The sequence below is a fragment of the Streptomyces sp. NPDC058289 genome (genome assembly GCF_042880975.1).
Taxonomy (GTDB): domain Bacteria; phylum Actinomycetota; class Actinomycetes; order Streptomycetales; family Streptomycetaceae; genus Streptomyces; species Streptomyces stoeckheimensis.
This window is the reverse complement of sequence record NZ_JBHVYI010000042.1, coordinates 59,047-71,813: the sequence shown is the minus strand read 5'-3', so window position 1 is coordinate 71,813 and position 12,767 is coordinate 59,047. Positions and strand designations below refer to the sequence as shown.

The window sequence follows — 12,767 nt, the reverse complement described above, 5'->3', positions numbered from 1 at the left end:
TTCGGGGGTTTGGGGGGCGGGCTTGGGGTGGACCGGGGCCACGGGTTGGGGGGGGGGGCCCGGGGGGGGGGCGGGGGTCGGGGGCCCGGACACCCCGAGCCCGGTCCCGATCCCCGGGACACCCCCTGACGCTCACCCCCGCCTCAGGACGCGGGAGGCTCCCGCCGCGACCGTCGTGGCCAGGATCCAGCCCAGGATGACCAGGGCCGCCGTGCCCCACTGCCAGGGGCCCCGCAGAATCCACTGGTCCTGCTGGCCGAGGTCGATCACCGGGAGCAGCAGGTCCAGCGCGAACAGCACCGGGTTCCAGTCGGGGTGCTCCTCCGCCTTGAGCGGCGGCGGCTTCCCGTGCACCGCGAAGAGCACCGCTCCGGCCGCCCATAGCACGCCCATCCACAGCGCCGCCCGCCCCGGCCGGTAGCCGTAGACCACCGTCCAGTCCTGGAGGTACCCCCACGCGCGCAGCGCCGGCGGCAGCGTCGACCGCCGGCGCCGCTGTTTGGCCAGCAGCACCTCGCGGGCGTCCGCGTCCTCCCCGGAGGCCCGCAGGACCGCGGCGAGCCGCTCGTACGGTTCCGGGGAGTACTCGGGGGTGGCCGCCTCGACCCACTCCAGCCGGCGGGCCGTCGGGAAGAGGCCCCGGGGTGCGAGGTTCTCGTAGGCGAAGCCCTCGATGGACAGCAGGCCCGGGCGGGCCGGCCAGCTCGTGGCCGTGTCCACGAGCTTGACCACCTGCGAGCCCGACAGCACCACCCGGCCCCGCTCCGGGCGCTCGCCCACGAACCGCAGCTCCGGGGTGTGGATGCGGCGCAGCGAGACCTCCTGGTCCTCCGTGAGGGTGAACCGGGCCCCGTAGAAGTCCACGGCGTCCCCGAAGCGGCCGTCGTCCAGCCGCAGGCCGCCCCGGCACTCGAAGTGCTGCGCGGGCTCGCCCCGCAGCGGGGTGTAGCCCTGCCCGTAGGGGGGAGTGGAGGAACCGGAGTCGCCCGCGGTGTAGTCCAGGGCGATGGAGGTCAGGTAGAGGGTGCGCTCGACGGTGAGCTGCGGGGCGTTCAGCGCCCGCTTCCCGGCCGGATTGCTCAGGCGGGCCCCGCGCAGGCTCATCGACACGCCGACCTTGGCTCCGCGCAGGCTCAGCTCCCCGTACGTCTGGAGCAGCTCGCCCTGGAAGTCCTGCGCGACCGACAGTCCGTCGGCGGCCAGCGCCCGCCCCTTGCCGTCGCGCCGCACCACCGCCTCGCTGATCAGCAGGTCGGTGCCGATCTGCGCGTCGGTCAGCCGGATCCCGCGCGCCACCCGGCAGCGCGGCAGGTGCAGGTCGCCCTCCGTCTGCAGACGGGCCGCGTCCAGCCGGGGCATCGCGCAGTTGACCAGGCGCAGCGTGCCGAAGCGGGTCTCCGAGAGCTGCACCTCGCCGTCGAAGCGGCAGGACTGGAGCTCCACGTACGGGGTGACCGTGCCCCCGGACAGGTCGAGCCGGCCGGTGATCCGCACGCCGCGCAGCTTCAGGGAGGCCACCCGGCCCCGCACCGGGCCCGGACCGTGGAGCAGCAGCAGGGCCACCATCGCCGCGCGGACACTGCGCTCCGGGCCCCAGACCCGGTCGGCGTGCGGATCGTCCCGTTCGGCGGTGCGGGTGCTGAGATCGCAGACGCTGCCGGTCCGGTACGCGTCCCACATGAGCCGTTCGGGGCCGGTGAGATCGTCCGGTTCCCCGTCCGGGCGTGCTTCGGCCATGGCGGCCCCCCTCCGCTCGTCCGCGCGGACGACACCGCGCGGCCCCTCCCGCTCGTTCGCGCGGACGAGCCGCGCTTACCCGCACGCTAGAGGGCCGCTGTGACATCGGGAAACGTCCGTGGCCTGTATCAGCCAGTGATACGGAGGAACGGTGCCGCGAGGCGGTCTGAGAGAATTGGCAGGTGATCTCTCGTATCGACCTGCGCGGCGACACCCTCCCCGAGGGTGGCGCCCTGCGCGATCTGCTGCCCCGTGCCGAGTTCGACGTAGAAGCCGCCCTGGAGAAGGTGCGGCCCATCTGCGAGGACGTCCACCATCGTGGGACGGCGGCGCTGATCGAGTACGCGCAGAAGTTCGACGGGGTCGAGCTCGAGCAGGTCAGGGTGCCTGCCGAGGCGCTCAAGACCGCCCTGGAGCAGCTCGACCCGGCCGTCCGCGCCGCCCTGGAGGAGTCGATCCGGCGCGCCCGGATCGTGCACCGCAACCAGCGCCGCTCCGAGCACACCACCCAGGTGGTCCCCGGCGGAACGGTGACCGAGAAGTGGGTTCCGGTCGAGCGCGTGGGGCTGTACGCCCCGGGCGGCCGCTCCGTGTACCCGTCCTCCGTCGTCATGAACGTGGTCCCGGCCCAGGAGGCGGGCGTCGAGTCCATCGCGCTCGCGTCGCCGCCGCAGAAGGAGTTCGGGGGCCTGCCGCACCCGACGATCCTGGCCGCCTGCGCGCTGCTCGGCGTCGACGAGGTGTACGCCGCGGGCGGTGCCCAGGCCGTCGCGATGTTCGCGTACGGCACCGAGGAGTGCGCCCCCGCGAACATGGTGACCGGCCCCGGCAACATCTGGGTCGCCGCCGCCAAGCGCTACTTCACCGGCAAGATCGGCATCGACACCGAGGCCGGCCCGACCGAGATCGCGGTCCTCGCGGACTCCACGGCCGACCCGGTGCACGTCGCCGCCGACCTGATCAGCCAGGCCGAACACGACCCGCTGGCCGCAGCCGTCCTCGTCACGGACTCCGCGGAGCTCGCGGCCGCCGTCGAGAAGGAGCTGGAGCCGCAGGTCGCGGCCACCAAGCACATCGAAGACCGGATCAAGCCCGCGCTGGCCGGCCGCCAGTCCGCGATCGTGCTGGTGGACAGCCTGGAGGACGGCCTCAAGGTCGTCGACGCGTATGGCGCCGAGCACCTGGAGATCCAGACCGCCGACGCGGCCGCCTGGGCCGCCCGCGTGCGCAACGCCGGAGCGATCTTCGTCGGCCCGTGGTCCCCGGTCTCGCTCGGCGACTACTGCGCCGGCTCCAACCACGTGCTGCCCACCGGCGGCTGCGCCTGCCACTCCTCGGGCCTGTCCGTCCAGTCCTTCCTGCGCGGCATCCACATCGTCGACTACACGCGCGACGCCCTCGCCGAGGTCACCCACCACGTGGTGACCCTCGCCGAGGCCGAGGACCTGCCCGCGCACGGCGCGGCTCTGAAGGCACGATTCGGGTGGAAGGTTCCGCAGGCATGACCGGCACGACCGACAGCACGGACGGCGCGGCCGTCATCGGCATCGACGACCTCCCCATCCGGGACGAGCTCCGCGGCAAGACCCCGTACGGCGCCCCGCAGCTGGACGTGCCCGTCCAGCTCAACACCAACGAGAACCCGTACGGCCTGCCCGAGGCGCTCGTCGCGCGCATCGCCGAGCGGGTCGCCGAGGCCGCCCGCACCCTCAACCGGTACCCCGACCGGGACGCGGTCGAGCTGCGCACCGAGCTGGCCGCCTACCTCACCCGCACCGGCAAGCACCCGGTCGCCCGGGAGAACGTATGGGCAGCCAACGGCTCCAACGAGGTCCTCCAGCAGCTGCTGCAGACCTTCGGCGGGCCCGGCCGCACCGCGATCGGCTTCGAGCCCTCGTACTCGATGCACGCGCTGATCGCGCGCGGCACCGGGACCGACTGGATCTCCGGTCCGCGCAACGAGGACTTCACCATCGACGTGGAGACGGCCGAGCAGGCGATCGCCGAGCACGCCCCCGACGTCGTCTTCATCACCTCGCCCAACAACCCCACGGGCACCGCGGTCGGGGCGGAGACGGTCCTGGCCCTCTACGAGGCCGCGCAGGCGGCCAAGCCGTCCCTGGTCGTCGTGGACGAGGCCTACGTGGAGTTCAGCCACCGGGACTCGCTGCTGCCGCTGATCGAGGGCCGCCCGAACCTGGTGGTCTCCCGGACCATGTCCAAGGCCTTCGGCGCCGCCGGGCTGCGCCTCGGCTACCTGGCCGCGCACCCGGCCGTGGTCGACGCCGTACAGCTCGTACGCCTGCCGTACCACCTGTCGGCCGTCACCCAGGCGACCGCGCTGGCCGCCCTGGAGTTCACCGACACCCTGCTCGGCTACGTCGAGCAGCTCAAGGCCGAGCGGGACCGCCTGGTCACCGAGCTGCGGGGGATCGGCTTCGAGGTCACCGACTCCGACTCGAACTTCGTACAGTTCGGCCGGTTCGAAAACTCCCACACCGCCTGGCAGAAGATCCTCGACCAGGGCGTCCTGGTCCGGGACAACGGCGTACCGGGATGGCTGCGGGTCACCGCGGGCACCCCGGCCGAGAACGACGCGTTCCTGGAAGCGGTTCGCGCACTGAAGAAGGAGCAGCACGCATGAGCCGCATCGGACGGGTCGAACGGACCACGAAGGAGACCTCGGTCCTCGTCGAGATAAACCTCGACGGCACCGGCAAGGTCGACGTCTCGACGGGCGTGGGCTTCTACGACCACATGCTCGACCAGCTCGGCCGCCACGGCCTCTTCGACCTCACCGTCAAGACCGAGGGCGACCTCCACATCGACAGCCACCACACCATCGAAGACAGCGCGCTCGCGCTCGGCGCCGCCTTCAAGCAGGCCCTCGGCGACAAGGTCGGCATCTACCGGTTCGGCAACTGCACCGTGCCGCTCGACGAGTCCCTCGCCCAGGTGACCGTCGACCTGTCGGGCCGCCCCTACCTCGTGCACACCGAGCCCGAGAACATGGCGCCGATGATCGGCTCGTACGACACGACGATGACCCGACACATCTTCGAGTCCTTCGTCGCGCAGGCCCAGATCGCCCTGCACATCCACGTGCCGTACGGCCGCAACGCCCACCACATCGTGGAGTGCCAGTTCAAGGCGCTGGCCCGGGCCCTGCGCTACGCCGCCGAGTTCGACCCGCGCGCCGCCGGGATCCTGCCCTCCACGAAGGGCGCCCTCTAGCGTGAACGGGCTCAACACGATCCTGATCGTCCTCGGCCTGTTCCTGGCCGGCGGCGTCTACTCCTTCAAGAAGCAGGAGATGCCGGCCTCGGTCATCGTCCTGCTCGCCATCGGCTCCGTGATGTGCCTGGTCGCCGGAGTGCTGCGGATCCAGGGAATTTGGGAGTGAGCACCATACGCCCCTCATCTGGCAAAAGGGCCACGAAGAAGGTCGTGGTCTTCGACTACGGCTTCGGCAACGTCCGCTCCGCCGAGCGCGCCCTCGCGCGCGCCGGCGCGGACGTGGAGATCACCCGCGACTACGACAAGGCCATGGACGCCGACGGACTCCTCGTCCCCGGTGTCGGCGCGTTCTCCGCCTGCATGCAGGGGCTCAAGGAAGCGCGCGGCGACTGGATCATCGGCCGCCGGCTCTCCGGCGGCCGCCCGGTCATGGGCATCTGCGTCGGCATGCAGATCCTCTTCGAGCGCGGCATCGAGCACGGCGTGGAGACCGAGGGACTGGACGAGTGGCCCGGCACGGTCGGCCCGCTCCAGGCCCCGATCGTCCCCCACATGGGCTGGAACACCGTGGACGCGCCGGCCGACAGCCAGGCCTTCGCCGGCCTGGACGAGGACGCCCGCTTCTACTTCGTGCACTCCTACGCGGCCCACGACTGGTCGCTGGAAGTCACCAACCCGCTGATCAAGGCCCCCAAGGTCACCTGGGCCACGCACGGCGAGCGGTTCGTCGCGGCGGTGGAGAACGGGGCCCTGTGGGCCACCCAGTTCCACCCCGAGAAGTCCGGGGACGCCGGCGCCCAGCTCCTCACCAACTGGATCGAGACCCTGTGATGACGACGTCGAAGAAGCTCGAACTGCTCCCCGCCGTCGACGTCCGCGACGGCCAGGCCGTCCGCCTCGTGCACGGCGTGTCCGGCAGCGAGACCTCCTACGGCTCCCCGCTCCAGGCCGCCCTGGCCTGGCAGTCGGCCGGAGCCGAATGGCTGCACCTGGTCGACCTGGACGCCGCCTTCGGCACCGGTGACAACCGAGCGCTCGTCGCCGAGATCACCGGCGCCATGGACATCAAGGTCGAACTGTCCGGCGGCATCCGCGACGACGCCACGCTCGCCGCGGCCCTCGCCACCGGCTGCACCCGCGTCAACCTCGGCACCGCCGTCCTGGAGAGCCCCGAGTGGGCCGCCAAGGCCATCGCCGAGCACGGCGACAAGATCGCGATCGGCCTCGACGTGCGCGGCACCACCCTCAAGGGCCGCGGCTGGACCAGCGAGGGCGGGGACCTCTACGAGACCCTCGCGCGCCTGGACTCCGAAGGCTGCGCCCGGTACGTCGTCACCGACATCGGCAAGGACGGCACCCTCACCGGCCCCAACCTGGAGCTGCTGAAGAACGTCTGCGCCGCCACCGACCGGCCCGTCGTCGCCTCCGGCGGCATCTCCTCCCTCGACGACCTGCGCGCACTGGCCGGGCTCGTCCCGGCCGGCGTCGAGGGCGCCATCGTGGGCAAGGCCCTGTACGCCAAGGCGTTCACGCTCGAAGAAGCCCTGAAGGTGGTCTCCGCATGAGTTCCGAGAACAGCTCCACGAACCCTTTTGAGGGCCGACGCATCTCTTCCGGCGGCGCCTACGAGGACGTACTCGGCTACTCCCGTGCCGTCCAGCTCCCCAACGGGCTGGTCCTGGTCTCCGGCTGCACCGGGGCCGACGCGGGCGGCCCGTACGACCAGACGATGAAGGCCTTCGACGTGGCCTTCAAGGCGCTGGAGCAGGCCGGGCTCGGCCCCGAGCACGTGGTCCGCACCCGCCTCTACCTCACGCACGCCCGCGACGTGGACGAGGTCGGCCGCGCCCACAGCGAGCTCTTCGACAAGATCCGCCCCGCCTCGACGCTGATCATCGTCAACGGGTTCGTGGACCCGAGCATGGTCGTCGAGGTGGAGGTCGAGGCCTTCGGCCCCGTCGGGGGAGGCTCGGCATGACCCTCGCCGTACGGGTGATCCCCTGCCTGGACGTGGACAACGGCCGCGTGGTCAAGGGCGTCAACTTCCAGAACCTGCGCGACGCCGGCGACCCGGTCGAGATGGCCAAGCTCTACGACGCCGAAGGCGCCGACGAGCTGACCTTCCTCGACATCACCGCCTCCTCCGGGAACCGGGAGACCACCTACGACGTGGTGCGCCGCACCGCCGAGCAGGTCTTCATCCCGCTGACCGTGGGCGGCGGCGTCCGCACCGCGGACGACGTGGACAAGCTGCTGCGGGCCGGCGCCGACAAGGTCGGCGTGAACACCGCCGCCATCGCCCGGCCCGAGCTCATCCAGGAGATCGCGGAGCGGTTCGGCCGGCAGGTGCTCGTCCTGTCCGTCGACGCGCGCCGCACCGCCTCCGGCTCCTTCGAGGTGACCACCCACGGCGGCCGGCAGAGCGCCGGCATCGACGCCGTCGAGTGGGCGCACCGGGCGGCCGAGCTGGGCGCCGGGGAAATCCTTTTGAACTCGATGGACGCGGACGGTACCAAGGACGGCTACGACACCGAGATGATCGCGGCCGTGCGCAAGCACGTCACGGTCCCGGTGATCGCCTCGGGCGGCGCGGGCAAGCTCGCGCACTTCCCGCCGGCGATCGCGGCGGGCGCCGACGCAGTGCTCGCGGCGTCGGTGTTCCACTTCGGAGACCTGCGCATCGGCCAGGTCAAGGACGCGCTGAGGGAAGCGGGCCACCCGGTCCGCTGAGGCCGGCTTGTGCCCGTGGGGGGCTCGCAGTGAACGGGAACGTCTGGCGGGACGCCAATGTCCTGCGGTGGCTGGCCGCCTACGGGGCTTCGCTCGTCGGGGACGGGGTCTACTTCCTCGCCCTCGGCTGGGCGGCGGCCCAGACGGCCGGCCCGGCCGAGGTCGGCCTGGTGATGGCGGTCGGCGCGATACCGAGGGCGCTGCTCATGCTGGGCGGCGGGGTGGTCGCCGACCGCTTCGGGCCCCGGCTGGTGGTCATCTCCTCCGACGCGGTGCGGTGCGGTGTCGTCCTGGGACTGGCTCTCGTTCTGGCCCTCGGCTCCCCGGGCCTGTGGGTCCTGGTGCTCGTCGCGCTGGTCTTCGGCATCGTGGACGCGCTGTTCATGCCGGCCGTCGGGGCGCTGCCGCCACGGATCGCGGGGCCCGGGCAGCTGGTACGGGTCCAGGGGATGCGCAGCCTCGCGGAACGCGTCGGGCACACCGCCGGGCCGCCGGTGGCGGGGCTCGCGATGGGACTGGGCGGGCCGGCGTCGGCCTTCGCGGTGGCGTCGGTGCTGTTCGGGGTCTCGCTGGTGCTGCTGGTGGCGGTACGGATCGCTCCGCTGCCGGCTCCGGCCGCCGGCGCGGTGCCGGCTTCCGCTTCCGCTTCCGAGAGCCCTTGGAGGCAGCTCCGCTCGGGGCTCGGCTACATCCGGCGGCACGGGCTGATCGGACCCCTGATGCTGTCGGGGGCACTGAGTCAGCTGGGCACGTCCGCGCCGATGACGCTGGGGCTGATCCTGGTCTCCGAGGAGCGCGGCTGGGGGCCGGGCGGGGTCGGCTGGATCATCGGCGGGATGGGTGTGGGCGCGGCGTCGAGCGCGCTGGTGCTCACCCTGATCCCGAGGTTCCCCCGGGCCGGGGCGGTCCAGAACCTCACCCTGATCATCGGCTCCGCGGGCATCGGCGGCCTCGTGCTGGCGCCGAGCCTGCCGGTGGCGGTGGGGCTGGCCGTGCTGACGGGGCTGGTCTGCGGGATCTGTGGCGGCCTGGCCGTCGCCCTCATCCAGACGGCCACGGATCCCTCGTACCTGGGGCGGGTCAGCTCCGTGATGGCCTTCACGGCGGTCGGCCTGGCCCCGCTGGCCTATCCCGCCTTCGGCTTCGCCGCCGATCTGTGGGGCGTGACCCCGGTCTTCCTTGCGGGGGCGGCGGTGAGCATGGTGGGCGCGATAGTCGGCACCTCGGCCCCTGCGGTCCGCCGCGCGGAGCTCGCCCTGGCCTGAGCCCTGCGGGGCCGACCCCGCCGGACGGAGTCCGGCGCAGCGACGCGAAGCCCGCGCAGCGGTGCGAGCAGCGCGTAAAAAAGGGGGGCCGGCTACACGCCCAGCTGCGCCGTCGTGAGCTTCGCGATGGCTTCCTTCGGCCCGTCCAGTTCCACCGCGGCAGCGTCCTGGCGGCCGAAGCAGAACAGCGTCAGTTCCCCCGGCTCGCCCGTCACGGTCACCACCGGCGCACCCTTGTGCGCCACCGCCGTCTGGCCGTTCGGGCGGCGCAGGACCAGGCCCACCGGGGAGCGGCGGCCCGTCAGGCGGGCCAGCTTCTCCAGGCGGGACCAGAGGGAGTCGGAGAAGACCGGGTCCAGGGGGCGCGGGGACCAGTCCGGCTGGGCGCGGCGGACGTCCTCGGAGTGGACGTAGAACTCCACCGCGTTCGCCAGTTCGTCGATCTGCTTCAGCGAGTAGAGGGACATCTTCGGCGGGCCGGTCCGGATCAACTGGATGAGCTCCTCGTACGGCTTGGCCCCGTACTCTTCCATCGCCTTGTCCAGGCGGGCCTTCAGCACGTTCAGGAGCAGCCCGCCCGCCGCGTCCGGGCGACGCTCCCGGACCACCACGTGCGCGGCGAGCTCCCGTGTCCGCCAGCCGTCGCACAGCGTCGGTGCCTCCGGGCCCGCCGACTCCAACAGGTCGGCCAGCAGCAGTCGTTCACGCTTCGCATGGGTAGACATGCGGGCCAGCCTACGGCTGGAACCCGCCCCGTGCCTGCCCATCAGGCGGACAGGGATCCTTGATCGTCCCCCCGGCCCGGCACAATGGCTCCCATGAGTACGTCCTCCCTCGATCCCGCCATCGCCGCCCGCCTCAAGCGCTCCGCGGACGGTCTGGTCCCGGCCATCGCCCAGCAGTACGACACCGGTGAGGTGCTCATGCTCGGCTGGATGGACGACGAGGCCCTGCACCGCACCCTGACCACCGGCCGCTGTACGTACTGGTCGCGCAGCCGTCAGGAGTACTGGGTGAAGGGGGACACTTCCGGCCACTTCCAGCACGTGAAGTCCGTCGCGCTCGACTGTGACGCCGACACCGTGCTCGTCAAGGTGGACCAGGTCGGGGCGGCCTGTCACACCGGTGCCCGGACCTGTTTCGATGCCGACGTCCTGCCCCTGGCCGGTCCCTCCGGCCCCACTGCCGAAGCCGAATAGCCGAAGCCGATCACAAGTAAGGTCCCACGCCATGGATCTTGAGACGTTCCGCAAGCTCGCGGCCGACCGCCGCGTCATCCCCGTCAGCCGCAAGCTGCTGGCGGACGGTGACACGCCCGTCGGGCTCTACCGCAAGCTGGCCGCCGAACGCCCCGGGACGTTCCTCCTGGAGTCCGCCGAGAACGGCCGCTCCTGGTCGCGCTACTCCTTCGTCGGCGTCCGCAGCGCCTCCACCCTCACGGTCCGGGACGGCCAGGCCCACTGGATCGGCACCCCGCCCGTCGGCGTCCCGACCTCCGGCGACCCCCTGGAGGCCCTGCGGCAGACCGTGGAGGCCCTGCACACCCCCCGCGACCTCGCCTCCGGGATGCCGCCCTTCACCGGCGGCATGGTCGGCTACCTCGGCTACGACATCGTGCGCCGGCTGGAGCGCATCGGCGAGCAGACCGAGGACGACCTGCAACTGCCCGAGCTGACGATGCTGCTCACCTCCGACCTGGCGGTCCTGGACCACTGGGACGGCACCGTCCAGCTCATCGCCAACGCCATCAACCACAACGACCTCGCCGCGGGCGTGGACGAGGCGTACGCGGACGCGGTGGCCCGCCTCGACGCGATGGAGGCGGACCTCGCGCGGCCCGCCCCGTACGCGCCGATGCCGCTGCCGGCCTCCGAGCTGCCGGAGTACTCGGCCCTGTGGGGCGGCGCGAAGTACCAGGCCGCCGTGGAGGACGTGAAGGAGCGGATCCGGGCCGGCGAGGCCTTCCAGGTGGTGCCCTCGCAGCGGTTCGAAACCCCCTGCACGGCCTCCGCCCTGGACGTGTACCGGGTGCTGCGGGCCACCAACCCCTCCCCGTACATGTACCTCTTCCGCTTCGAGAACGGCTTCGACGTCGTCGGGTCCAGCCCCGAGGCGCTGGTCAAGGTCGAGGACGGGCGGGCCATGGTCCACCCCATCGCCGGCACCCGGCACCGCGGCGCCACCCCGCAGCAGGACAACGAGCTCGCCGACGAGCTGCTGGCCGACCCCAAGGAGCGCGCCGAGCACCTCATGCTCGTCGACCTCGGCCGCAACGACCTCGGCCGGGTCTGCGAGCCGGGATCGGTGGAGGTCGTCGACTTCATGAGCATCGAGCGGTACTCGCACGTCATGCACATCGTCTCCACCGTCACCGGGCGCGTCGCCGAGGGCAAGACCGCCTTCGACGTGCTCACCGCCTGCTTCCCGGCCGGCACCCTGTCCGGCGCGCCCAAGCCGCGCGCCATGCAGATCATCGAGGAGCTGGAGCCCACCCGCCGCGGGCTCTACGGCGGCTGCGTCGGCTACCTCGACTTCGCCGGGGACTCCGACACCGCCATCGCCATCCGCACCGCACTGCTGCGCGACGGCAAGGCGTACGTGCAGGCCGGCGCCGGGGTCGTCGCCGACTCGGTGCCCGAGCTGGAGGACGCCGAGTGCCGCAACAAGGCCGCCGCGGTGCTCCGTGCGGTGGCAGCGGCGAACCGCCTCCACGGCGCCTGAGCGCGTAGGGGATAGTGGGGTACGTGAGTGCCGTGCCCCCGCCCCGAACCGAACACGCCGATGCCGCCGCCGAGCCCGAGGACCCATCGGGCCGCGGCGGCCGCCGCAGCGTGGCCGTCGCGCTGCTGCTCGGCGCGCTCGGTGCCACCGTCGTCCTGCTCGCCTCCGGCCGCGTCTGGGCCCGGGGCGTCGCCGCCATCGGCGGCGGCTCGCTGCCGGTGACCGCCGACGGGCGGGCCGTCACCGGCCTGCCCGCCGCCCTGGCCATCGTCGGGCTCGCCGCCCTGGTCGCCGTCTTCGCCGTACGCGGCAGGAGCCGGCTGCTCGTCTCGGCGCTGCTCGCGCTGAGCGGCCTGGGCGCGGGGGCGGCCGCCCTGGCCAACGCGGACGGCCGGCGCGCCCTGGACGCGGAGGCGGCCCGTACGACGGCCGACACCGCGGCCCACGTGGCCGGCCTGACCCATACGGCCTGGCCCTACGTGACGGCGGTCGGCGGGACGCTGATCCTGCTGGCCGGGCTGCTCGCGCTGCGCTTCGGGAGCGCCTGGCCCACGATGGGCGGCCGCTACGAGCGCGACGGCAGCCCGCGACCCCGCAAGGCGGCCGTGGTGGACCCGGACCGGCCGGAGGACCTGTGGAAGGCTCTGGACCGGGGCGAGGACCCCACCGGTCCGGACCCGACCCGCTGAACCCGGGACCGACGCCCCGAACCCGGATCCGACCCCGTGAACGAGGGCGGCACCTGGTACGGGACAATGACCATCGAGCGTTCGACACAGCACGTGCGGCGTGCGACAGAGCACACCCGAGTACGAGGAGCAACTCATGGCGGGCACTAGCCACGGACACACCCCGGCCGCCTGGACCGGTGTCATCATCGCAGTCATCGGTTTCTGCATCTCCGGCGCCTTCATGGTGCTGGCGAACCCGCTGGGCTTCTACGCGGGCCTCGTCGTCGTCGCCATCGGCGGTGTCGTGGGCATGGCGATGAAGGCCGCGGGCATGGGTGCGCCGAAGTCCGCGCACCAGGACCTCGCCGAGGTCATCGCCGCGAACCGCGTCGCCGCCAAGGTCTGA

General features: G+C 72.4%; 15 protein-coding genes. 13 read left to right on the top strand and 2 right to left on the bottom strand.

What is annotated here, in order from left to right; genetic code table 11:
• Positions 1-132: 132 nt before the first annotated feature.
• Positions 133-1,737 carry an oxidoreductase gene (locus tag ACFVX6_RS22195; RefSeq protein WP_389693942.1) on the bottom strand — a complete coding sequence of 535 codons (1,605 nt, stop codon included), beginning with the start codon at positions 1,735-1,737 and terminating at the stop codon, positions 133-135.
• Between the two features lie 182 nt (positions 1,738-1,919).
• Here ACFVX6_RS22195 and hisD point away from each other — a divergent pair, with 182 nt between their 5' ends.
• The 9 genes from hisD to ACFVX6_RS22150 are packed head-to-tail and all read left to right on the top strand — an operon-like array spanning position 1,920 to position 8,969.
• Positions 1,920-3,242, top strand: a complete 1,323-nt coding sequence (gene hisD / locus ACFVX6_RS22190) for a histidinol dehydrogenase (protein WP_389693940.1) — start codon at positions 1,920-1,922, stop codon at positions 3,240-3,242.
• Entirely contained in the window at positions 3,239-4,381 is a 1,143-nt protein-coding gene (locus ACFVX6_RS22185) for a histidinol-phosphate transaminase (RefSeq protein WP_389693938.1), read from the top strand. The genes hisD and ACFVX6_RS22185 overlap by 4 nt, the downstream gene beginning before the upstream one ends.
• A complete protein-coding gene (gene hisB / locus ACFVX6_RS22180) occupies positions 4,378-4,971 on the top strand; it encodes an imidazoleglycerol-phosphate dehydratase HisB (RefSeq protein WP_215035049.1) in 594 nt (197 codons plus the stop codon). Before ACFVX6_RS22185 ends, hisB begins: the two co-directional genes overlap by 4 nt.
• A 1-nt stretch (position 4,972) precedes the next feature.
• Complete coding sequence (locus tag ACFVX6_RS22175; RefSeq protein ID WP_250743789.1) at positions 4,973-5,140, top strand: hypothetical protein; 168 nt, start codon at positions 4,973-4,975, stop codon at positions 5,138-5,140.
• Positions 5,141-5,145: 5 nt separating this feature from the next.
• The gene (gene hisH / locus ACFVX6_RS22170; RefSeq protein WP_389693954.1) at positions 5,146-5,805 is read left to right on the top strand and encodes an imidazole glycerol phosphate synthase subunit HisH; all 660 of its coding nucleotides are present in this window, start codon (positions 5,146-5,148) and stop codon (positions 5,803-5,805) included.
• Positions 5,805-6,539, top strand: a complete 735-nt coding sequence (priA, locus tag ACFVX6_RS22165) for a bifunctional 1-(5-phosphoribosyl)-5-((5-phosphoribosylamino)methylideneamino)imidazole-4-carboxamide isomerase/phosphoribosylanthranilate isomerase PriA (RefSeq protein WP_389693935.1) — start codon at positions 5,805-5,807, stop codon at positions 6,537-6,539. Before hisH ends, priA begins: the two co-directional genes overlap by 1 nt.
• Complete coding sequence (locus ACFVX6_RS22160; RefSeq protein WP_389693933.1) at positions 6,536-6,952, top strand: RidA family protein; 417 nt, start codon at positions 6,536-6,538, stop codon at positions 6,950-6,952. The genes priA and ACFVX6_RS22160 overlap by 4 nt, the downstream gene beginning before the upstream one ends.
• Positions 6,949-7,704, top strand: coding sequence for an imidazole glycerol phosphate synthase subunit HisF (gene hisF, locus ACFVX6_RS22155; protein WP_266909499.1), 756 nt, complete (start codon positions 6,949-6,951; stop codon positions 7,702-7,704). The genes ACFVX6_RS22160 and hisF overlap by 4 nt, the downstream gene beginning before the upstream one ends.
• A 29-nt stretch (positions 7,705-7,733) precedes the next feature.
• A complete protein-coding gene (locus tag ACFVX6_RS22150) occupies positions 7,734-8,969 on the top strand; it encodes an MFS transporter (RefSeq protein ID WP_389693931.1) in 1,236 nt (411 codons plus the stop codon).
• A 92-nt stretch (positions 8,970-9,061) separates the two neighbouring features.
• Here ACFVX6_RS22150 and ACFVX6_RS22145 read toward each other — a convergent pair whose 3' ends face one another.
• Positions 9,062-9,694, bottom strand: a complete 633-nt coding sequence (locus ACFVX6_RS22145; RefSeq protein ID WP_389693929.1) for a TIGR03085 family metal-binding protein — start codon at positions 9,692-9,694, stop codon at positions 9,062-9,064.
• An 84-nt stretch (positions 9,695-9,778) separates the two neighbouring features.
• On the opposite strand from ACFVX6_RS22145, the gene hisI reads away from it, so the two are divergent.
• The 4 genes from hisI (at position 9,779) to ACFVX6_RS22125 (ending at position 12,767) form a co-directional block, all read left to right on the top strand.
• Positions 9,779-10,168 (top strand): phosphoribosyl-AMP cyclohydrolase, encoded by a 390-nt coding sequence (hisI, locus tag ACFVX6_RS22140; RefSeq protein ID WP_250743796.1) that lies wholly within the window; start codon positions 9,779-9,781, stop codon positions 10,166-10,168.
• A gap of 31 nt (positions 10,169-10,199) precedes the next feature.
• Positions 10,200-11,690, top strand: coding sequence for an anthranilate synthase component I (locus ACFVX6_RS22135; protein WP_389693927.1), 1,491 nt, complete (start codon positions 10,200-10,202; stop codon positions 11,688-11,690).
• Between the two features lie 14 nt (positions 11,691-11,704).
• Positions 11,705-12,379, top strand: coding sequence for a TIGR02234 family membrane protein (locus ACFVX6_RS22130; RefSeq protein ID WP_389693925.1), 675 nt, complete (start codon positions 11,705-11,707; stop codon positions 12,377-12,379).
• A 136-nt stretch (positions 12,380-12,515) separates the two neighbouring features.
• Positions 12,516-12,767 carry an HGxxPAAW family protein gene (locus ACFVX6_RS22125; protein WP_389693923.1) on the top strand — a complete coding sequence of 84 codons (252 nt, stop codon included), beginning with the start codon at positions 12,516-12,518 and terminating at the stop codon, positions 12,765-12,767.